Annotated in this window: 21 protein-coding genes; all 21 read right to left on the bottom strand. The window is 44.3% G+C overall.

The features are described 5' to 3' along the window. Positions 1-3: 3 nt before the first annotated feature. A complete protein-coding gene (locus KXD93_RS21155) occupies positions 4-627 on the bottom strand; it encodes a class I SAM-dependent methyltransferase (protein ID WP_258139345.1) in 624 nt (207 codons plus the stop codon). Beyond that, positions 624-1,763, bottom strand: coding sequence for an XrtY-associated glycosyltransferase XYAG1 (locus KXD93_RS21160; protein WP_258139346.1), 1,140 nt, complete (start codon positions 1,761-1,763; stop codon positions 624-626). Before KXD93_RS21160 ends, KXD93_RS21155 begins: the two co-directional genes overlap by 4 nt. Next, positions 1,760-3,166: an exosortase Y-associated Wzy-like protein gene (locus KXD93_RS21165; RefSeq protein ID WP_258139347.1), complete on the bottom strand. Its 1,407-nt coding sequence runs from the start codon at positions 3,164-3,166 to the stop codon at positions 1,760-1,762. The genes KXD93_RS21160 and KXD93_RS21165 overlap by 4 nt, the downstream gene beginning before the upstream one ends. Continuing rightward, positions 3,156-4,325: a glycosyltransferase family 4 protein gene (locus tag KXD93_RS21170; protein WP_258139348.1), complete on the bottom strand. Its 1,170-nt coding sequence runs from the start codon at positions 4,323-4,325 to the stop codon at positions 3,156-3,158. Before KXD93_RS21170 ends, KXD93_RS21165 begins: the two co-directional genes overlap by 11 nt. After that, on the bottom strand, positions 4,326-5,210 hold the full coding sequence (locus KXD93_RS21175; protein ID WP_258139349.1) for an FkbM family methyltransferase: 885 nt from the start codon (positions 5,208-5,210) through the stop codon (positions 4,326-4,328). After that, complete coding sequence (locus KXD93_RS21180; protein ID WP_258139350.1) at positions 5,197-6,420, bottom strand: glycosyltransferase family protein; 1,224 nt, start codon at positions 6,418-6,420, stop codon at positions 5,197-5,199. Before KXD93_RS21180 ends, KXD93_RS21175 begins: the two co-directional genes overlap by 14 nt. Before the next feature lie 57 nt (positions 6,421-6,477). Next, complete coding sequence (locus tag KXD93_RS21185) at positions 6,478-7,695, bottom strand: glycosyltransferase family protein (protein WP_258139351.1); 1,218 nt, start codon at positions 7,693-7,695, stop codon at positions 6,478-6,480. Continuing rightward, complete coding sequence (locus tag KXD93_RS21190; protein WP_258139352.1) at positions 7,692-8,720, bottom strand: glycosyltransferase family 4 protein; 1,029 nt, start codon at positions 8,718-8,720, stop codon at positions 7,692-7,694. Before KXD93_RS21190 ends, KXD93_RS21185 begins: the two co-directional genes overlap by 4 nt. 89 nt (positions 8,721-8,809) lie before the next feature. Next, positions 8,810-9,763: a glycosyltransferase family 2 protein gene (locus tag KXD93_RS21195; RefSeq protein ID WP_258139353.1), complete on the bottom strand. Its 954-nt coding sequence runs from the start codon at positions 9,761-9,763 to the stop codon at positions 8,810-8,812. After that, positions 9,745-10,551 (bottom strand): hypothetical protein, encoded by an 807-nt coding sequence (locus KXD93_RS21200; protein ID WP_258139354.1) that lies wholly within the window; start codon positions 10,549-10,551, stop codon positions 9,745-9,747. The genes KXD93_RS21195 and KXD93_RS21200 overlap by 19 nt, the downstream gene beginning before the upstream one ends. A gap of 145 nt (positions 10,552-10,696) precedes the next feature. Then, entirely contained in the window at positions 10,697-11,755 is a 1,059-nt protein-coding gene (locus tag KXD93_RS21205) for an acyltransferase family protein (RefSeq protein WP_258139355.1), read from the bottom strand. Positions 11,756-11,773: 18 nt separating this feature from the next. Continuing rightward, the gene (locus tag KXD93_RS21210) at positions 11,774-12,709 is read right to left on the bottom strand and encodes a glycosyltransferase (RefSeq protein WP_258139356.1); all 936 of its coding nucleotides are present in this window, start codon (positions 12,707-12,709) and stop codon (positions 11,774-11,776) included. Beyond that, positions 12,702-13,916: a glycosyltransferase family 4 protein gene (locus KXD93_RS21215; RefSeq protein ID WP_258139357.1), complete on the bottom strand. Its 1,215-nt coding sequence runs from the start codon at positions 13,914-13,916 to the stop codon at positions 12,702-12,704. The genes KXD93_RS21210 and KXD93_RS21215 overlap by 8 nt, the downstream gene beginning before the upstream one ends. Before the next feature lie 7 nt (positions 13,917-13,923). Then, positions 13,924-14,901, bottom strand: coding sequence for a glycosyltransferase family 2 protein (locus tag KXD93_RS21220; RefSeq protein WP_258139358.1), 978 nt, complete (start codon positions 14,899-14,901; stop codon positions 13,924-13,926). Then, complete coding sequence (locus tag KXD93_RS21225) at positions 14,901-16,016, bottom strand: alginate O-acetyltransferase AlgX-related protein (protein WP_258139359.1); 1,116 nt, start codon at positions 16,014-16,016, stop codon at positions 14,901-14,903. Before KXD93_RS21225 ends, KXD93_RS21220 begins: the two co-directional genes overlap by 1 nt. Then, positions 16,016-17,404 carry an MBOAT family O-acyltransferase gene (locus KXD93_RS21230; protein WP_258139360.1) on the bottom strand — a complete coding sequence of 463 codons (1,389 nt, stop codon included), beginning with the start codon at positions 17,402-17,404 and terminating at the stop codon, positions 16,016-16,018. Before KXD93_RS21230 ends, KXD93_RS21225 begins: the two co-directional genes overlap by 1 nt. After that, positions 17,394-18,332: a glycosyltransferase family 2 protein gene (locus tag KXD93_RS21235; RefSeq protein WP_258139361.1), complete on the bottom strand. Its 939-nt coding sequence runs from the start codon at positions 18,330-18,332 to the stop codon at positions 17,394-17,396. The genes KXD93_RS21230 and KXD93_RS21235 overlap by 11 nt, the downstream gene beginning before the upstream one ends. Further along, positions 18,329-19,153, bottom strand: a complete 825-nt coding sequence (locus tag KXD93_RS21240) for a class I SAM-dependent methyltransferase (RefSeq protein WP_258139362.1) — start codon at positions 19,151-19,153, stop codon at positions 18,329-18,331. Before KXD93_RS21240 ends, KXD93_RS21235 begins: the two co-directional genes overlap by 4 nt. Positions 19,154-19,197: 44 nt before the next feature. Beyond that, positions 19,198-20,133, bottom strand: coding sequence for a glycosyltransferase family 2 protein (locus tag KXD93_RS21245; protein WP_258139363.1), 936 nt, complete (start codon positions 20,131-20,133; stop codon positions 19,198-19,200). 14 nt (positions 20,134-20,147) lie between these two features. After that, positions 20,148-21,695, bottom strand: a complete 1,548-nt coding sequence (locus KXD93_RS21250; protein WP_258139364.1) for a hypothetical protein — start codon at positions 21,693-21,695, stop codon at positions 20,148-20,150. Next, positions 21,692-22,246 carry a glycosyltransferase family protein gene (locus KXD93_RS21255; protein ID WP_258139365.1) on the bottom strand — a complete coding sequence of 185 codons (555 nt, stop codon included), beginning with the start codon at positions 22,244-22,246 and terminating at the stop codon, positions 21,692-21,694. Before KXD93_RS21255 ends, KXD93_RS21250 begins: the two co-directional genes overlap by 4 nt. Positions 22,247-22,385: the final 139 nt, after the last annotated feature.

Raw genomic sequence — 22,385 nt, forward strand, 5'->3', positions numbered from 1 at the left:
TATTTATTTAATAAGTTTGGCTTTAATAATCATCGACATCCAAAAATAGGGAATACGACCACATCCGGTAAAACTGTTGAGGCTGAATCCTTTTTCTGTTAAAAGACGGCATAAGGTTCTTTTTGACCACAACTTTATATGTCCTCCAAGCCAAAGAGGATTCATATGGTTATCCCATTTATCAAATAAACTCAATGCCAGATTCTTTAAGTATCCATGGTAAGGCGTCGTAACGATGATCTGGCCACCGGGTCTCAAAACGTTTCGGCAAAAATCGATAAATCCTTCCGGATCATACAGATGTTCAATTACTTCCGTTGAGATAATGGTATCGAATGCTAAAGCTTGCAATGCTTCCGGTAACCGGCCGGAAGAAAGGTCCTGAACAAAGAACCTTCCAGGGTTCGTCTTATTGGCGAGGGCTATCCCATTTTTAGAGGCATCTGTTCCATATGCATCAAAACCTTGACTGATCAAATAGTTGACCAGGTATCCATTGCCACACCCTAAATCAAGAATACACTGGTTTGCTGATTTGTCCAGCATTCGAAGCAGGGGAGCTAATTGGTAACCGAAATTATGAGTTGGTTTCGCGTTATAAAAACCATAGTCTTTGTATCCCGTCATTTTTTTATACTTTGCTGATACATTTCCATATATTTTTTTACCAGGTTGCCCTCTTCAAAGTCCGTAAAGATAATCCCCGGGGCTATGCGCCTGATTTCTTCAACTTCCTTCACGCGCTCGTTTATAATTAAATTTATGACAGAGGCTACCGAACTTTCGCTTGTCTGGCAAATCCAGCCCAACCTTTTACTGTTGACATAGGCTGCAAGCCCGACTTCTTCGCTAATCAGGACAGGTGTACCCACGCTTAAACTCTCGATGACGGCATTTCCAAAATTTTCGTCATAAGACGGCAGCACGAAAAGATCGTGGTTTTGGAGTACCTCGAATTTATGCCTGTTCTGGAAACCGATCCATTCAATTTTGCCTGCAACATTTCTATCAATTGCAAACGCCTTCAAATGTTTTACATATGCCTCATCACCGCTTCCTGCGATGGTAAGCTTACAAGTAACAGGCAGCAGCGCGAGTGCACCGATAAGTAATTCCAACCCTTTCTTTTCTTCGATTCGTGAAAGAAAAAGCAGTTTGAAACAGGATGTCCGTTCTTTAAAGGTTGGCATGGCAGGGGCAGGTAGCTCAATGAAATTTGGAAGGGTAACCATGATTCTTGGATGAATCAGGATTTTAACGGCATCATTTTCCCGCTGGGACGTCACATGCAGGAAACATGATTTTAGAAGCGGCTTACTTACCAGGTGATGAATCAACGCTTTGATTCCTGAATTTTTATTACGGAACGAATAAGGGCTTAAAGTGCCCCTGGGCGAAACGATAACAGGAACCCGTTTCAACAGGCAAATAAAGCAGGATAGTACGGATACTAAATTCCACCAGGCATGGATATGTATTACATCAAATTTTTGCGCATCTACCCACAACTGTTTCAGCAAAGCCGGAGAAAAATGGGTGTGATCACCAGTAACCCTTTTGAAATAAGTTACTGGTACGCCGTCAACTTTTACCTTTTTACCATTTTTGACCGGTAATTCGCTGCTGCCATTCGCCGTCGTGGTAAACACTTCCACCCCAATTCCCGCCTTCACCAATTGTTCGCTCAACGCAGAAACCGACCTGGTGGGACCACCGTAAACAAAAGCAGGCTTGTAAGCGGCGCAAATCTGTAAAATTCTCAAATTTCTTCCAGTATGTTTTTAGATCTCAGTATTTTAAAAATAAGCAGCATCGTTATGTAACTCCAAAAAACAGAATTAAATAAAAATTCAAAACTTAATCCCCGCCACATGATCTGGAAAAGGCCGCTAAATATCAAAGCCGTACCCAAAACATACCCGCCGAATAATCTTTCTGCCTTAATGGCTATTATCTGCGCTGCAGCACCGTATGCAAAAAGGAAAATAAAAACGCCCCAGCCACCAAAAGACAGGTAGGCATCCACAATAAAAGCAGGCTTCGCGGAAACATTAGAGAAGCGGTTCACGACACCCGCATTATAAACACGCTGCATAACCATATCTTCCGTGACCGGCTTACCAGGCCAAAATATGCGTGGCACCAGAGCGATCGCCGATTGCTTTAATAAGACCGTACCATAGAAGTCGATCCTTTGCGGCGTTGAAGAGACATACCAGGTAAACATTTCAATTTCGCTCAGTCTGGAAACCAGAAAAGCCCAGTTGGTATTTTCTGCATCATCGTTATTCAATGTTGCATCCAAAGCGATCTTGGATGCATTTTCCGACGTTTCATCTCCCGACCATGCATTTTGTCTGAAAGAGGAAACGTAGGCTGGTAGAAAAACAAATAAAAGCAGGAGGGCTGGAAAAAAGATAATCGTTACCAATTTTTTGTAATTGGGGTAGAGAAAAATACCAAGGACCAGTACGCTAAGAATAATGGGCTCTTTAAAGCCGGAAATGAAAGCCTGGTAGAAATTAAAAAGATATAGCGAAAGACAAATCAGCGTGTTCGGGATTTTTTTCAGGGGGATCGCCAGCGCCAGTGCGAGTGTTCCCGAAATAAAGCTAAGGGATGAAAATTGAAAATAAAACTGAGACAGGCCCGGAACTTTCAAAAACAGCAAAGAAACGGGGAATGACAAGAGTGCAATAATCATTAACAAATTGGCCAGTTTACCTTTTTCCACATAATATTTTTGTTTAACAGGATATTTCATAAAATATAAAATTCCTGATACGAATGCTGCATGGCCGAGGCAGTAATATCGCTGGCATTGGGCGGTAAGCTCCAGCACTTCATGGTTTACCGTTAAAAAAGGGTTTGTTTTACTCGAATATTCATACCCCAGGACATTAATAAAAAAGAATATTGACGTACAACACATGTAACCGGCAAATATAACCTGCACTATGATGATCGGACGCATGATCTGTTCGGCTAAGCTTCTGTCGTTTGGCAGGGGTTTTATTTTACCGCTAAGGGTAATATAAAAAATAAAAAACGATCCCAGCCATGCAATAAAATAGGAAATTTCGGGCGAAGACGCCAGCAATGAAGAAAAGATCCATGGAAGGTATAATAAAATATATTTACCGTAATTTTCCTTTTCAGTCATCATTTTTTCTTAAGCAAGTCAACTTTTCTTCTATCGCCTCTGCCATTGCGGTGAAATTCCAGCTCCTGATCCTGTTTACAGAATTGGCCCCTAAAATAGATAATCCGGCCCTGGACCCTGTCAACTCTTTAAGGTACTGTACCAATTGTTTCTCATTGCCACTTTCAAATACTTTGCCGTTGTTGTTGTCAATTACTAAGTCTGCAAAACAGCCCGCTTTATCAGAAACCAAAACCGCTTTTCCACAGGCCATCGCTTCATTAACGGCCAATCCCCAGGTCTCTCCCGGCCCGTTGGAAGGGAGGCAAAATAAATCACAGGCCTGGTAGATTGCAGGCATTTTAGATTGATTCTGAAAGTCTAAAAAATGAATATTTGGCTCACCGGCGGCTAAACGCTTTAAGTGTTCTTCCAGGCGCCCATTCCCGACAAATAACAAGTGGATCCATGACCTGTTTTCCAGCAATAAAAAAGCTTTTAGCAATTCTTCCGGCGCTTTTTTTTCTTCAAGCTTACCCGCAAACAAAATCAATACGTCATTTTCGCCAAGACCTAAGTTCTTTCTTAAAGCTTCAACTGCCCCCGTATTTTGTACGGCAAACCTTTCGTTGTCAACCGCATGGGGAGCAAAGGACAGCTGTTTATCCGCTAATCCATAGCTATTAAAGTACGCATGATTCAGACTTCCTACATAGAACGCATGGTCAATGTGGCGGTAAACCCAGGATAAAAAAGTTTTTTTAATAAATGACCTTATGTATCCTTTTTCGTCAAGCAAAGTTGAATCGCCCCTGAAAAATACCGGTCGCCGGCCATGGAAATATCGAATGGCTTTTAAATGAGCCTGATAAGCCCATCCGAATACAAGAATGGCATCTGCATTCCAGCCGTTAATCCGGTCGATCAGATCGGGGTTAACAATACCGCTAAATTTATGCGAGCCCGGATTTTTAGAACTATTTGCCATCCATTCGTAATCATATCCCTCCAGTAAAGGGATATCCCATTTTATAACTTTCTCAAAGCCCGGATCGAACTTATTCAAAGCTCCTTTTCCCCAGGTGTAAAATACTTTTACCGCTACTTTTTCCCGTTTTGCCAGCAGTTTGAATACCGGGGCATAATATTGAATCGGGTGCGTAGTTATAATAGCAAGTTTCATTTAGATATTTTCCCCCATCACCTTAAACTTATTTGCCATTTTTAAGCGCAGTTCAACGATCTCCAAATTGCGGCAATAGATTGTATTATGGGAGCCAAAACTCTTTAAAAGGCTAAGTTGACGGCTGAAAGGGTCATAATGAAATGGTCTGAAATTATGGCGCAATAATAATTGGTGGATGCTTTGGTCATCAAAACCATAACGCTGGCCACTGCCGTTCAATTCTATAATTATGGCGTTTAGTTGCTTTTGATAAAGTGTTTTTTCCATGCCCTTTAAAACCTCTGTTTCAAAACCTTCAACATCGATCTTTATTAACGAAGGCCGGTCCTCCCCGAGTAATGAATCAATTGTGATAACAGGAACGTGTATTGTTCCTATCGTTTCGCCATCAACGATTACATGGTTGGTGGTATCTTCATTTGTTGAAAAGCACAGGCTTCCGGGCTCACGGCCAGCACCCGCATTGATCAGCCTGACATTTGCCTGAAGGTCATTTAGCGCGATGTTTTTTTCCAGCAACTCAAAAGTTGATCCGACCGGTTCGATACTGTAGCTCCTTGCCTTACATATCCCTGAAGCCAGCAGGGTATAGGAACCCACATTTGCACCCACGTCATAAAAAGCATCTCCCGGCCTGAGGTAATGCAGTAAAAAGGCCATGTCAAAAAATTCATGAAGGCCGCTGTATATATTACCTGTGATACCTGTCAACCCCTTTTTTGCAAAAAAACGGGTGTTAGCAATAAACGATTTGATGATCAGTCCTTTCGAGAGCCTTAACTGGAGCTGCCATAAAATCAGCCTGCCAAACGCCCTGGCGAGGTGTCTGCTGCTTAGCGGGTGAGAAAAGATAAACCCAAAGGTTATTTTAATTTTTTGCATCTAAAACCTTGTTAAAAAGTAAACATTGTTGCTGCGCCATGGTGCGCGCCGAATAGCGTTCAATGGCATGCGCGTCATATGCGACCGGACCAGGAACTTGTTGCAGCACCATCTCAAAAAAATCAGTAATTCTTTCCATGTTTTGCTGCTGGAAATCAAATGCATGTACGGCGCCATATTCCTTTAAAATAGTGAGTCCGGAACTGGTGCTGCTGAATATCGCCAGCACTGGCTTCCGTGTTGAAAGATAGGGATAGATCTTTGATGCCGTATAGTTTAAATCATCCGAGCCGGGTATGAATAATGCATCCGCGGAAGCTAACACGGTCAGGGCATGATAAAATCCGATTCTGTCCGTGATTTCGATAACCTGGTCGCCAAGGCCCATGTTTTCTGCAAATGGTTTGATCGTTTCGGTCCCATGCCCATTTGCGGCATAGCTCGTCCCTATGAAATACAATTTAATGCTTTTTAAATTTATGTTTCGTTCTATTCCATTTTTCAGTGCGTTCAGCGCCAAACTTATGGCCGGGAGCATGTCCGCCCCCCCTCGTCCAATATACACAACGTTTTTGAAGGCCGGGTCCAACAGCGGTTCGAACTTGTCTTTATGTTTCAAGGCTATGTCCAGGTCGGTGTTAAATGCGCCGAATGTGATCACAGACGAAGCGATACCGGCAAGGCGGGGGTAGCGTTTTTCAAGCGCTGTGAGATAGCCTTTGGAAACACTGATCAGGCCATCGACTTGCTTAAGGGCCAGCGGCTCAAGAAATTTGTTTAGCCTGTAGGAGATCCAATATTTCGGCGGTCGCTGTGATTTTGGCTTATCCTGGTAATATTCAGAATGCCAGGGATCTTGCAGGTCTATAACATAGGGTATGCCGAACTTCCTTTTCCAGTACGCTCCTAAAATACAAACCGGAAATTGCGTGGTCGAAAAATAAATAAGGTCATAGTGGCCTTTACTTAGCAGTACATTTACTTTTTTTCGGAAGAAATAGATTGACCGGAGGGCAATGCTGCCAAGACCTAATTTTGAAGTGATGTTTTTAGGTAAAGCTTTTACTTTGTGAACTTTTGTGCTAGCAGGGACGGATTCCAGCAGCAATTCATCTTTAACCAAATCTGCATACTGATCATCAACGGTTACAACCTCTGCATTCCAGCCAGATTGGTGATAATAAGGCAGGCTCATCCTGATTCGTTGCATATCCGCAGCATTTGTGGGAGGAAAATAGGGGGAAATGATCAGGACATTTTTCAATTGTTAAACGTTTTCTATCAACTTAATAAATTGCAAACTTTCGTGCTCCCAATTCAATTTGTCCTGGCCCAGCGCATAGTTGAACTTTTTTGTCTGAAATAAAAGGTACCGGTCTTTGTCGTACATGCTTAATAACGTTGCCAGCGTACGCGGATCATTTTTATTGTATAATTGACCAGACAATGGATATTGCTCCAAAAATAATGTTTGCGCCCGGGTATCACTCGCAAGAATACACAACCCACATTGAAGGTAGGTGAATATTTTGTTGGTCAAACAAATGTCCCTGTTTAACGGGCTTCCTGTTTCACTTGCCATTCCAATATCAAATCCGGCCGCAATTTTAAGAATTCCTTCAGGAGATACCGCCTTATGGATTTTGAGCTGATCCTCGCCCAGCCCCTTGTTTTTTGCGAAATCCTTGATATACGCCAGGTAAGTAGCGGAACAATGTCCCAGCAGCTCAAAAAGGATATAACGTTTGCTCAGGCCAATTGCTTCGATGACCTGTTCTAAGCCGCGATCCGGGCCGACAGTTTGAGAAAACCAGAATAACTTCAAAGGCGCACTTTCGTCGGGATTGCGAACGATGACCTTACCGGTTTTTGGAAAAACATTGTTAATCACCGTTGGTTCCAGGTACCTGTATACGTTTTTATAGTTTTCGGCTATCAAGGGGCTGGCTGCAGTAAAATAGTCGATTTTAGTAAAGTACTTTTCCTCGATATATTTGTTTAGCCGATAGCCATCGTCCTGCTCGGATATAAATTGACCGGAATGCATATCCTCTGCGTCATACCCAACCTTTGCCTTATTATGCCCTGCAGCAATGACAGCTACCGGAAGTGCGCCCAGGTTATGCGCAATGTAAAGCCCGGATCGCTGCAGGCGTGCGACGCTTTTAGCCTCTTCATAAGTACGATTGATGGCATTTTCCGCAATTCCAGGCCAATTGATGAATTTAAATATAATTGAACAGATTTTCTGACGCAGCCTCGTTTTAAAATAATGCAATTTATCATTTTCGGGATGACCGCCGCAAATGGTATACATTCCAGGGTTTCTGCTTACTATTTCCAGGTCATATTTTTCCGCCCATGCCTGGTAAAAACAATAGATCACATGAACATCATATCCCAAAGCCTTTAGCAATTCCGCTTCCTTAACGAGCCTTGGATTAGTTGTGGGCTGGCCCGTGGTTATAAAGGTAACCTTTTTCAAGATTTGCAACTCACCTTATAATAGAGCTGTTCATACTGTTTGCTGATGCTAACAGCGCTAAATTTATCCGCTGCAACCTGTCTGCATTTTTTTCTGTCTATCAGTTGAAGCTTACCGACGCACGCTGCCATTTCTGTGACCGAATCTGCCAGATAGCCATTCAAACCATCGACAATAACCTCTGGTAATGCGCCCCTTCTGAATCCAATAACAGGGGTGCCGCAGGCCAATGCTTCTGCCATCACAATTCCGAAAGGTTCGTCCCAGGTAACAGGCATTAGCAACGCGGCTGCGCTTCCGAGCAGTTCATTCTTCTGCAAGTCATTGACCGGGCCAATATAAAATACGTTTTTTTCGTCAATATATGGTGCTACCATTTCCCGGTAATAACGCAGATGGGATTCTTCTTCGGGAATGTTTCCGGCAATTATTAATTTTTTTCCGCTTTCACGGGCAACCTGGATGGCGAGCGCAGTTCCTTTTTCTGCCTGTATCCTGCCCAGGAAAACCAACGGTGCCCCTGGTCCGACAGCAGCGCTGAAATCATAATCGCCGAGATTAACGCCGTTGTAGATCGTGCTTACTTCGCAAAGGGCGGTCATTTGCCGGGCAATAAAATCACTGCAGGCCGTGAAACTAAGTGATTTTTTCCTGGCCAGCTTCACTGCCCTGCTTACCTGGGATAGGGTAGGTGGTAACTGGTATGAAACGATCTTGGGAAGGTTGGAAAACATCAACAGGGCAATGTTGTTCATGCGTCCAAAAGTATGTACGAGATCAAAGCCCTGGAATGCTATTTTGACGGTCAGCAAGTTAATAGCAAGGAAGTTTTTTAAATTGTAGGGTGCGTTCTCGGTATAGCCTCTTAAAGCTGTTCCAGGTTTTGACTGTCCATTGGCAAAAAGTGTAACCTCATGGCCATTTTTTTTCAGTTCCTGAATTATCATATAAACGATCCGTTCAATACCTCCGTATTTTTCAGGAGGAACAGGAATCAAGGGATTAACGATCAGCGCTATTTTCAAATATCTTTAGGGATTGGTACTTACAAAAGTACGAAACACTTTCCATAAACCTTTTGGACTATGCGGGAATGCTGCTGCCGGAAAAGGTACTAAAGATAAGACCTTATTTTTTTGAGCAGTTTCCATCCGAAAAATATTGTTAGCAGGCTGGTGATTTTTCCGGAGGGAAATGGCAAATCGGCACCCCCAAGTATTTCGATCTGTTTTTCGGCCTTTTTAATCAGTTCAGGATTTGCCGGATAGGTGCTGTAGACAAATAATTGCCACATATTCGCGCAGCTTCTCAACAAGAGCGGGTCGTTATCATAAGCTGCAACCACCCTATCAACGGAAAGGGCGATCGAATTATAAAACGATACATGCGCTTCGTGGCTGTTGCTTGCTGACAGGCCGGCTACCCCGGAGCGATAGTAAAATTTCGCATCACTATTAAAGACAATTTTTCTTACGCTTAAAAAAACCCTTGTGAAAAACTCGAAATCGTCGTTCAGGGAAAGACGCTCATTCCAACGTCCGGCTTCGCCGAGTAATTGCCTTGGGATCATTACCCGGCCGGGGTTGGTCATCGGGTTGGCATTGTACCAGTAAAATTTTATCCATTCTGTAAAACTCATTGGACCCGGGGGTATTGGTTCCTCGCCAAACGCAGCTAAGTTATTATTGTAGAAACGCCCCCAGCAGGCCATGACGACAATATCGTCCTGATCTTTAATTTTATGGTATTGCTGTGTGATGTAATCAGGAAATACATAGTCGTCAGCATCAAAGTAAATAATGTACCGGCCTTTACTATGGTCAAAGCCGATGTTACGGGCCCTTGCAGCTCCTCCATTATCGGTATGGATCAGGTTGATCCTTGAGTCAGAAACCGTTTTGATCAAACCTGCAGTGTCATCAGTTGACCCGTCATTGACCACGATTATTTCAATATTCGGATAATCCTGCATGCAAAGGCAGGTCAGTGTTTGAACAATAAAAGCACCCGCATTATAAACCGGCACACAAAGGGATACTAATGGATATATTAAATCATTTTCTCCCATAACTCCGTAAAATACATTTTTTTTGAAAGGTCGACATAATGATGAAGTGAGCCGCGTTCATTCGCTATGGCATCTTTATCCGGATTTACAATATATTCATCCGCCGGCAACATTATTGACACGCTATTTCCAATTACCATTGCTGTGAGGGCTTGCTCCAGGTAATAGGATGTTCCGGCCGCATCTTCCAGTTCTCCGATCCACTTTTCCAGCTTTATCCAGTCGATTTCATTGCTTTTCAAACCGACGGCACCGACATTTAACAGCGGTTTGATCGTGGTACTGCTCAGTCGCTCCATCAGTTCAACCGGATACCCGTAGGATTGAATGCAATCAACCAATGTCAACGGAATTTCAGGGTTCCTTAACCAGCGGATCATTTCGAAAGGTTCCTGCCAGAATAACATATCGGAATCCAGCACAAGTTTCCAGTTTTCACCGCCCAGCATATGTATATCGGTGAGTTTTCTGATATGCGGATAAATCCTGCGTTTTAGATTAATGTTGGGAAAAGATTCGGAGGGAAGCCCGCGGTTAATACACTTGTCAATGCTTCCGGTGGGGACTACGGTAGCCTTTGGCAATAGCCTTTCAATAGCATTCAAAATTGTTGCATCAAAAGTCCCGTCATCGACCAGGATAAATTGAAATTGCTCGCTGGTAACGAGGCTAAGGGAACGGATGCAAAATAAAGTTTGATAAAGATATTTTTTTCCGGTAAGGAAATAAACAGGCAACCCGCCGGGAAAAGAGTGCACAGGAGGTAACTGATAGGCTGCTTTTTCCATTCTTTTTGCTCCCCTGAGCATTCGCAGGTAAGCCGGATATCCCCCAAAACGCCTGTACTTATGTAATTTTGACTTTGGATAACGGTAGCAGAAATTGATGAGTTGCTGGATCAGGGTTGTCAATGAATCGTCGCTGTAATTTTAATTAGTTTTTGAAAGAAGCCATAAGCGGGTCCGTGTATCGCCGAAATTTAATAAAAGGTTTTTCGACGGCAATAAAGCTGAGCAGGCCAAGCCCGGCAGCGGCGAGAACAGATATGCCAACGAAACATAAATAATTAACGCGTTGACCAAAAAGCACATGCACGAGATGCTGTACCGGGAATCCATAAATATAAATGCCGTAAGATATATCGTATTTAACCTTATATTCAAAAAGCTGGAAGGCGTTGACCAGGACCAGGGCGATTAATAAAGGGGAGATGATATTATATCCGCCGAATTTTATAAGCAGCAGGGTAAAGAACAAGGCGTAAACGGTTCCGCGTTTGTCTAAAGTGAAGCTGTCTTTAAAGACATGCAAGAGCATTCCTGCAAGATAGGCAGTGTAAAGCTTCAATGCGGGGCTCAGGATCAGAATCGTAGGACCGAATGTTTTTGAAAAATTGAAGTTGATGGCAAAAAAAATAAAGGTAACAATTGCAGTGATCAACAAGAGCACCTTATTTTTATCAAATAGCCCCAGCATTCCGGCGATCAGCGTGAAAACATAACATTGAATCTCCGGAAGCAAACTCCACAAGCTGCCGTCCAGCGATTCTTTATAAGCTGAATAATTCAGTACGTCCCTGATGCTCCATTGCCGGATCCCAAAAAACATATTCCGGAAAAAGAAACTTGCCGCGCTTTCCGGGCCGGTAAAGGCAAACGCCGCGAGCGCGCGTCCCGTGATCATAAAGATGAGTGGTGAAATGATGAAGCCGGTCACCAGCAAGCTTACCAAAAATCCCGGAACGATGCGTAACAGCCGGTGGCTTGCAAAAAGCAACAGATTATGGGTACGTTCAAAGCTTGCTGTGATCAGGAATCCGCTCAGTGTGAAAAAACCCATTACACAGAACTCTCCCAGGTTTGACTGGTTTTTGGATAACAATGCAAGGGGGTCGATCAGCCTGTATCCTCCAATTACGATGGCATGGTTAAACAATACGCCTATGGCTAATAATACCCTGAGGAGGTCGAAAGCATTTTTTCTGTTGGACATTTTTAAGTGAAAATAATATTAGGTGTTGCTATCCTCGTGGTAAATATCAGCCAGCCCGTCAAATGTGCCGCAAGCCCCGCGCCACTTAATGTAATTCACCGGGCCGGCCCAGGCCCGGCCAGTAATCCATGCCTTAATCTTTCGCAAGCCTACTGTCCATGGAGCGATGCCTTTCCATGGATTTATCTTATGTTTTTGCAGCACGGCAATCCATGATTTATTCGTATTGTTGACCAGGCGGGCCAGGTATGCCGGCTGCATACGTTGCGCGGGAATAATGTGATGGAGCACCAATGACGGAAAATAGCCGATTTCCCATCCTGCATTAAGGATCGAAAGCACCAGGTCATTGTCACCGCCGGAAGCTAAGGAATAGCCCTGTCTGTCAGCTATCAGGCCCTTTTTGCTTTGAAGTCCTTTTATATAGGGCAGGATGGCCTCCGCCCGGAGGGCCATGCCGGCACCGATCGGGGCTGCCGCCGGATATTCACCATTCATTTTGTTTATGACAATCTCTTCTCCAAGATCCCTCAATGCTAAATTTCCGTAAAATTCCTTCAGCCAGAGCGGGGGGGGCGAATCAAAACTTGGAACCGACTTTCCCCCTATGGCGCCTATGCCTTCCTTTTCCCGGAAAATGCGCAGCACCTGGTCAAGATAGTTAACTTCCAATATATTATCGTCGTCCACCATCACGATCACTTGTCCCCGTGCTTCGAGAAAGCCTTTTAACCTGGCATGTGTAAGTCCCTGCCTGGACTCTGCAAGAACCTTTGCTGCCGGATTCCAGCTCAGGTCCGCCGTCGATAGCATATCATTTGTCGAATTATTATCGATGATTATAAGCTCCCAGTTACTTACAGGCAGGTTTTGTTTTCTCAAACCATCAAGAGTCCGGTTAAGCCGGTTTTTATCCGGGTTGTAGGTCGCTATAATAACGGAAATACTAATCACGGGTAGTACTGATTAAGCTAGCGTAATATATTGCAGAACTTTCTGCCAGTTGCCTGCCGGTAAATTGGTCTTCCACAGTTTTCCTGGCGTTAACGCCCATAGCCATCCTTAACCCAGGATCCTTAATAAGTTGCTCTATGCGTTCCGCCAGGCTTTCGGGGTTCCCGTTTTCGGCAAAAAGACCATTGGCACCGTGGCGGATAATCTGGGAAACACCGCCAACATCGCAGCCGACGACCGGTTTGCCATAACTCATCGCTTCGATGAAGATCAGCCCGAATGATTCATACCTGGAAGGTGCGACGAAAATATCGCATTCACCATAGGCTTTTTTCAGCGCGTCCTGTGAAGTTTTTCCCATGAAAGTTACTTTTTGGGACGTTTCTGCATTGTTTTTTGCCAAAAACTGTTTTTCGTATGCTTTCCCCGGGTCGTTACCTATTATTTCAAAATGGACACCGGTGTTTTGTTTCAGGATCACCGGAATTGCATCCAATAGCACGTCGATCCCTTTGCGGAATTCAAGCCGTCCGACGAAAAGAACCTTTACCGGACGGTGTTCACTGGTGCCGGTGCATGGCAACGGGGGTACCCGGATACCGTGGGGAATAATGGTAAAGGCTGCGCTGTCAATACCATAAAGGGCCTGCAGTTCCTGCGCGTGGCTATGTGCATGGGTAAGGAGAAACTGGCTTTTTTTAAGCATTTGAATTTCCATCCGGCCAATTAATTGCAGTAGCCTCGAACGGAAGGGATAATAGTCATTCATGATCTGCGAGAATGTCGTGCTTACCCTTACTGCAACAGGCACAGGGCGGTTTTTTTTCAGGAAAAAATAACAAAGCGAAAAATAACTTGAAGTTTCCACAACCTGGATCCCGTATTTCAAAATGCTGTTTTTCAAAATTTCCCCCGTTCTGATCATACATTTTATTTTCAAGGCAAAATCCCTCGCAGCCCAGTTTTTGCCCAGGATCTTTTCTGCTGGTTCAGAAAGAGCTACCCGGAAAGTAAGCACCCGGACATTGCCCAAGGTATATTCCAATTCAAAGGTTTCCTCAGCAGCATACGATGGCCTGACGTGCATCACGATTACCTTGTGCTTTAATTCAGCGAGGCTTTCGGCCAGCAACAAGTAATGATTCGCGATACCACTGTCAATGGTTTGCTTATCCGGAAAATATGGGGTAACCAGGCCGATCGTCATTACCAGTTCACCGGATAGAATTCCATTTAAGTACTTTTTTTAAAAGATAAAGCATTTTGAATTTTAGCCCTGCACCTTTTAGCTGCGCCCTATGGGACTGCGCGTTTTTCTGTAAAAGCATTTTGAGGTACGCTTCCAGTTTTGCAGGATGATAGATCCCATGAATCTTATTCTGCTTTAACAGTAAGCTGGTCCATGCGTTCAGCTTTGGTAAATAATCAGCCGTTAAAATTCCAAGTCCAAAAAACAGCGCATCGTGTATCCGCAGATCCGCATCGGTAGCCTGAATTCCCAGCGCCTTGAGCTGCTGTTTGATAATCAGAAACTTATTGGCGCGCTGCCGCTCATTCCGAAGTGCCGAAACCTGCGTTTCATTCACCCTGTATAATAACACGGCGGTATCTAAATTTGCCATTTTATGTGTTTTGGAAAGCCGTGACCATAATTCATAGTCTTCGCTGGGTTCATAGTCTTCCCGGTACATGAATTGGCCTTCTTTTAATACATCTTTTCTCATGATCACCGAAGGATGACATATCGCACAATCAAACAGCAGGTTTATCTTAATATCATCAGGATCGAAAAAACTGACCCAGTTAAACGGTTTGTTTCCGGCAGTGTTCAAAAACTCAAAACGCCCTCCGCAAACGATGATGTCCGGGTTGTCCTCCATGAACCTATATTGCCGGTCGAACCTTTCGGGAAGTGACACGTCATCGCTATCCATACGCGCAATATACTTGCCGGTGGCCGCTGTTATCCCGTGGTTAAGCCTTACTGTATAGCCAAGATTGTCATCATCATCAAAAAATCTTATCCGCGGGTCATTGTAGGAACGGATAATCTGCTTTGAGCTGTCCGTAGAACCGTCATTGTAAATTAAAAATTCAAAATCCGTGAAAGTTTGATTAAGGACGCTTTCGATGGCCTCCCTTAAATATTCGCCCGCATTATAAACCGGCATAATAACAGATATTAGAGCCATTACAGGTTCCGGTAAATTTGTTTTTTATTCACTTCCGTAATCCAAGAGTCCATACCAGATGGGTTCCAGTGCGTATCGCTTCTGTAATATAGGTTTTGTGGCGCCTTTTTAAAGTCATCCCATATGCTGATCACCGGGAGCGTGGTTTTTTTTTCCACCCGCTCCAGCAGGTGATTGTAGGTCATTCGCTTTGCATCATAGATGGATACCGGGTTGGGGATAATGGCCAGCGACACGGTTTTAAATCCGATGGCCCGGTAATATTGTTGTGCCTGCTGCAGGTTACCCAGCAGGCCATCCAATTCTTCGCTGCCGATCTGCCTGAAGGCAGACTGCTTGTTTCCCGGGTCGATCGTTGCATTCATTAATAACCTGCTTTTGTCTGTGCTCACCGCTACTTCCTTTGGCAGGCTGCCGGTGATTTTGTAATTAAACGCCGCTTTCATTTCCTTTAGGGGGGTAAATGCCCGGTCATCAAATAAGAGCAATTCCAGGTTCCTGCTCAGGTCTTTGTTAAAAAGTATGCGGTTTATACGTTCCCAAAGATTGGCCGGCAAGCCGGCAGCGCCAGACACAGGTTGGTAACCGGTCTGAAAGTTTAGCTTTCCTTCCAGGTCTGCAGAAGTCCATTTGGCTTCACTGGTTTTCTTAAAATCATAACCATTCAGGTTGCGCTCTGCAAATTCCAGGATCAGGAAATTTTGTTTATTACTATCAAGCGCGAGCGGACCGAACGGAAAGCGGTCATCCAGGAACACAACCCGGTCAAAACCCTTAAATGCGCCGTCCAGTTCTTTATCCGCCAGGTAGCTATCACCAATTATATATAAGACCCGGTTTGTACCAGCCAGTTTGTCGTTATGCGGATATTTGCGGAACGGTTCCAGTTTGAACTTATATGCCGGTAAAAAACATAAACCATATAGATCGCCGTACCGCCAGTGGTCTGAGCGGACAAAGACCTTGTGATAGAAAGAATGATTAGTCGCTTCCTCCGGGGTCAGGTGATCAAAATAACGGTCTTGTTTGACTTTATTTATAAATGATTGGTTCATAGCGGTTAACAGGATCGCCACGCTTCCCATCAACAATACGGTTAAGTATATCCTGCGCATTAAAACTGAAAATAGATAAATTGTGCTTCGTTAAAGACCCCTAATAAGTAGCAGGCCAATCCAAGGGCCAGCGCGATGAACACTTTTTTTGAGGTTTTAAATGTGCTCACCCCACGCAGTGACCATTCCAGCCAGATAAGTCCTGCGATCAGTATGACGCAATAGTAAACGCCTTTTAGGGGCAGGATGTCGCCGGCGGAATAGGCCAGTTGCCCGGATGAAAAAATCCGGCTCAGAATGACCATGGCGTCGCTTACCGAATTAGCCCGGAAAAATACCCATGCGAGGCTGACCAGGTTAAACGTGATCAGCCATTTCAGCCAGCGATAACCTTTCAGGTTCCATTTTAATTTTTTAAAGATCTGGTAACCAACCAGGAGGCATCCGTGGATCAGTCCCCAGATCAGGTATTTCCAGTTCGCCCCGTGCCACAGGCCGCTGATAAGAAAAACCACCATTAGGTTGATGCAGGTTCTTAGAAAATTACCCCGGCTTCCCCCAAGGGGAATATAAAGATAGTCGCGAAACCATGTTGATAACGAAATATGCCACCTTTTCCAGAATTCTGCGATATTACTGGCCAGGTAAGGCATGTTGAAATTCTGCATCAGCTTAATGCCGAGTGTCATGCCTGCACCAATAGCAATATCCGTATAGCCGCTAAAATCACAATAGATCTGGAACGAAAAAAAATAGGTAGCAGTCAAAAGATCCGTTGCAGAGCGGTGGGCGGGGCTTGAAAAAATGGGATCTGTCAAAATCCCCAGCCGGTCAGCTACGACTACCTTTTTGAACAAGCCGAGCATCATCAAAAATATACCGGTATAAAACGTTTTTTTATCAAATATTTTCTCTTTTTTTAATTGCGGTAATAATTGTTGCGGCCGTTCGATTGGCCCCGCTACCATTTGCGGATAGAACATGACGTACAGGCTGTAAATTCCAAAATGCCTTTCCGGTTTCTGATTGCCGCGATATACTTCGATCGTATAACTCATGGCCTGGAAAGTGTGAAATGACAATCCGATTGGCAATACCATGCTCAGCAGTGGCAGCGCCGGGCCATGCAGCCGTTCTGATAATAAATTAAAATTCCCGGCAATAAAATTGAAATATTTAAAATAGCAGAGGACGCCGATATTAGTCACTAAACTGATAATTAAAAATATTTTTTTATTCCTCCCTGTAGCCCCGTCGATCATTATCGCGGCAAGGTAGTCCACTATAATGGTGAAAAATATGATTAAAATATACTCAGGCTTGAAGTACATGTAAAAATAACAGCTCGATAGCAGCAGCCACATCCACCTGAAGCGCTGCGGAAGCAAATAATACAGGGAAGTCACTACAATAAAAAAGAACAGGAATAACAGCGAGTTAAATAACATAGATCTTTTTCATGAGTGTTTTAAAAAGCTTCATCCCTATATTGTAATCGGTAAGCAGCGCGAAACGGAGAATGCCCAGGTTGTCCCTGTTCAGGAACTGCCTCAAAGATGGATTCCATGCGGCGTACAGTTCACAAAATTTATCTTTGCAGGTGCCGTTGTCGGGCTTTCGCCCTGCAAGCCGGCCGAGCCGGTAGATTGCGCGGTAGTGTTCCTTTACATTTTGCAGTCTTCCCGCGCTATCGGATCGTGTTGTTCCCGCATGGTATCTGAAATAATTTAATGGCTGATGGAAATAATATATTTTTGAGTTTTGCATTATTGAAAACCACATCATCCAGTCGCCGGTAAATTTTAGGTTTTCGATCAGCTGAATGAAGGGAGACTCCAGGTATGCTGCTTTTTTAAAAACCGCACAACTTGCATTAGGTATCACATTTGCAATCTGCTGATAGTTTTCATTAATTGTTTTTCCGCTTGCCAGAAAATCCGATTGCCATAAGTTTTTGGATAAGCCAGACTGCCATCTGCTCCATTTGCCCATCACTTCGTTGTTTTCATTAACTTCATAGGAGTCACAATATACGACTCCGACAGCGGGGTCGTTTGTGAAAACGGTCATACAGGTATCGAGAAAAGCAGGGTCTGCATAATCATCACTTTCTGCTATCCAAATATAATTCCCTTTGGCAAGGGCCATGCCTTTATTCCATTGTCTGAATACGCTGCCACTATTGCTATCGTTGTAAACAATATGGCTCACCTTGGGATGAGAGGTATACGCAGCGATTATTTCGCGGCTGTTGTCCCTGGAAAAATCGTCGAGCAGGATGACTTCAATATCAGGATAGGTTTGGTTTAAAACCGATTCAATGCGCTGCTTTAAAAACGCAGCATGATTATAATTGGGAATGATTACGGAAATCAATTCGATCTTACTATTTTCCTGATCAGATTAAGCGGTTTGACCACCATGCTGCCAATGCGCCAGGTAAATGACGATGTAAACCGGGCTGCAATGTCGGCGGCGAGTATATTATACCATTCATCTGCGGTAAAGATACTGTCCGCAACCTCCCGGATCCTATCGTCTGATGCAATAACCAGGTTATATACCGGTGTGAAAGGAACGACGCTGTTCAGCTTTTCGTATTTACCGGAATGGACCTCCATGGGTAACTCCCTACGCTCAGCAGTAATTAAAGAACCGGCTAAAAAACGCTGGTTTAAAAACGCTCCATGTTTGAAATACCTGCTGATCAGCGCCCTGAATTCATCTGCATACAACTCCCGTACATGGAACTTATTGACATAACCCGTCACATCCGTATAATATTTCTTATCAGGGGAAGACATGATCAGCAGGCCACCGGGTTTCAGGACGCGTTTTATTTCTGCCAGCATTTCCTCATGCTTGTCATGGTGTTCGAGGGTTTCAAAGCTTACGACGACATCAATCGTTCCGGTCTCAACCGGGATCTCATCTGCTGAACCTTGTAAAAATGAAATTTTGGAAGATCCATATTTTGCTTCTGCTGCGGCGACGGCTTCCGCATCGATATCGACGCCGAAAACGAACTGCGCCTCACGCGACAACAGATTGCTGCCGTAACCTTCACCGCTCGCAATATCGAGCACCGTTTTATGTTTGACGTATGGGATTGCGATACTGTAACGGTGGAGGTGTTCGATCATGTTCTCATTATATACAAAAGTTTCGAGACGCTCTCCTGTCCATTTATTTTTCATATGCTCCAATTTTATGTATTGGCCCGGTTAATTGTAGCAGGCGCTTATATTAGTTTGAAAAGTTTATACAGTTTGACCCTGATCCGGTTCAAAAAGACAATTTTTTTCCACTCGTACACTTTTCCGTGGGCACGTTCGGACCATATTTTCAGGTGATCTTCTTCCCATTTCTCTTTCATTTCAGGATTGAATGTCTTTGCCGCTTCATGTACAGTTGCCACCGACAACGGTTTTTTTATCAGGATTCTTTTTTTTCCTTTTAACAGCCGGAGCCAAAGTTCGAAGTCCAGCGCGCATTGCAGCTCCTCCCAGATCGGTTGGTGGATCGCCGCATGCCAAAAGGTGGAGGGCTGTATTAAAGTCGGCATCTTGATGAAATAATCCAAATGAGGCATTATTTTTACCAGTTCAAACTTTTGATTGTCCGGCTCGTAATTGAGGCCATATCCATATACGAAATCAACGGTTTTATGGAGGAATGTTTCGGCTATCTCAAAAAAGACATGCTTTAGATAATAATCGTCACTGTTAATCCATGCGTAAATATCCCCTGTTGCAAGGCTAAAGCCCTGGTTTATCGCGTGGCCCTGACCCCGGTCACGCGCACTTTGCCAGTAACTTAACCATGGGGCATATTTTTTCAAAATATTTGTCGTGTCGTCGTTACTCCCGCCATCGATAATAATGTACTCGAGGTTCGGATAATTTTGCAGCAGCACGGAACGGATCGTTTGTTCAATAAATTGCCCCTGATTATAGGAAGGCGTAACAATCGTTATTTTCGGCCACGCAGCCCTGCTCCCGTAAACCGAAGGAGAGGTCTCCTCCGTCCATGCCCATCCTGTCTTTTGCCCTTCCGGCGGTGGCAAATGCACAAGCAGTCCATCTTTTGGCGCAGGGACAACCGTAAGCGGGAGCGCTAACCCTTTTGCGGAGAACTGTTTTTTGTATTGTAAAAGAGAAGGAAGCGGAATATTCAATTTGTAGTTTAAGGTTATTTAATAGTGAAATTGTTTATTAAATGCGCCTGCAGGTATTGCCGGTCGCGTTCTTTTGCTGTGTTGTCTGTATGGACTTCGCCGACATAGTCTTCACCTGGCATTAAAGGAATAACCAAAGGAGATTCGTCAGGGTATCTGGGATAGCTGTCGTGAACCAGGACATCATTTTTTATTAACGGAAAGATCATGCGTTCCAGGAAGATCTGGTCGATCCCGTATGCGTCAGTTATGAATAATTTACGGGTCTCCTTCCGGATATTGATCTGGTTCCGCCTGATTCCCCACATTCCGGCCATTATCCTTGTGTGGTGATTAACATGATCCCTGATGATGTGAAAGCCTTTGCCGGAATCAAGCCATTGGTCGACCATGATTTTTTCCCGTTGTGTAGCAAAAGAATCCAGGTCCCGGATGACCACCGCTTCGGCATCCCGGTCTTCGATTGCCAGGAAACGCCATTGGGTATACGATGCGTTTACCCCCATACTATCCATCATGATGACCTCGTTGCCGCTTTCAGATAAGGAGCGAACTACTTCCGGGCGGACATCTTTTGCCGCATAGATCCTGCATACCCATCCGGGGTACCATTTGTGATAGGACTGAATTACTTCTTCCAGCCGGCTGGTGTACCTCGGATCATCACCATACAGGCTAAAGGCGATGATTTTATTTGAAGATCCGCCGGCAGGCAGCCGGCCGGCAATAGCGTACAGGTCCTTCCTGAAATGATTTTGATTGAGCAGCCTGATCGCGTCGTAAGCCGATTTTACCGGCTGTTTTAGTAAATGAAGTAAATATTTTTTTCCTACAGATCCCTGCTCAAGATAGTCTGCAATATCTTTTAATTCCTTCATGTTTTCATGCAGCGGCCGGAGGCAGTGCGCATCGATATAACGCTCTGTAATCAGCCCCATTTTAGCATAGCGCCAGCCAGCCCGGTCAATCCTGTTTTTCGCAAACGGCTTCCATCCGCCGCGGTCCAGGAATACGGTTTCCTTAAACAGGGAAGATTTGTGCAGCTGTTCTGCAAAATACAGCTCATCCGTATCCCAGTTTTTGTTCAGTGCAAAAAGGTCTGTTATAAAGGCGATGATCGTTTGAAGTTCCAGGTCGCGGAGGCCGATGATCTGCTGAAAGTATTTGCCCTTGGCCGCTATGTAGCACATAGGATACCGGATCTCATTTTTATAGGCATCAGCCGAATAGATGACGATACTGTCATTGCTACAGGAGGAGATCTGCTGCTGAAAATAATTCCTGTTTAGCGGGATCATATCCATGTCGCCTGTCACCGATACCTGCTCAGGAAAGAAGCAGGGAATAATAAACCGGATTACCTGCGCTATAAAACCGCTTGGCAGACCGGCAATTTGCGGGAATTTGATGACCGAACCGAAGGCGTAGTTCAAGTTAAGTTCGCCTATTACCGCGGCGGTTGGCTCAATCCCTATATTTTTCCAGCCTTTTGCCACCAGGGGCCAGAATTCGTAATAAATCGGATTATGGTCTGTAGCAACGATTGCCCTGTCTATCGTCATGTTAAGTCAATACCCTGGTGAATAAATAATTCCTGCATCCTCCGGATATCGATGTTCCTGTCATCTGACCGGAGCCTGATGTGGTATACCTGTTCACCATCTATTATATTGACAGCCTGATCTCCAACCTGGAATTCCTTGCCCGAACCCGTATAGCTTAACCGTATAGCGCTGTTATCAATGCCGATATTTTCCCCGCCAAGGAATTTGCCGATTGCAACATCGTCAATGATGTCATGATCAACGATTGCCCGTTTTGAAACAATCAGTTCAACGAGGTCTTTTGACAAAAAAAAGCCGGACCCGGAGGCAAACCTGATTGAAAGGCCATCTGTTTGAAAAAGGCCCGGAATGCCGCAGTAAAAGCAATTATTCGGTTTGTCTTTTAGAAATTTCAGGATTTTTTCAGGGTAAACGAATGAACCCAGGTTGGTCCTGAAAATATAATCGAAAGTAAAGTTTGCGGTAATGTATGAAAAAGCCTGCAACGTTTTTTCCGTACAATTGATATAGCCATCGCGACAGGGGAGGACCAGGTCATCGCCTGTCATTACTGGTCTTTTTTTCTTAAAAAGGGTTCGCTGGTTGTCCGTATAATACAAAATCTTTACCCCAGGGGTTACAAAAGAACCCCAGGTCTTTTTGATTGCCCGCTCCAGTTTTCTAAAATTTGATGCGCTGGAGCACATC

The sequence above is a fragment of the Mucilaginibacter phenanthrenivorans genome (genome assembly GCF_024721155.1).
Lineage (GTDB): Bacteria > Bacteroidota > Bacteroidia > Sphingobacteriales > Sphingobacteriaceae > Mucilaginibacter > Mucilaginibacter phenanthrenivorans.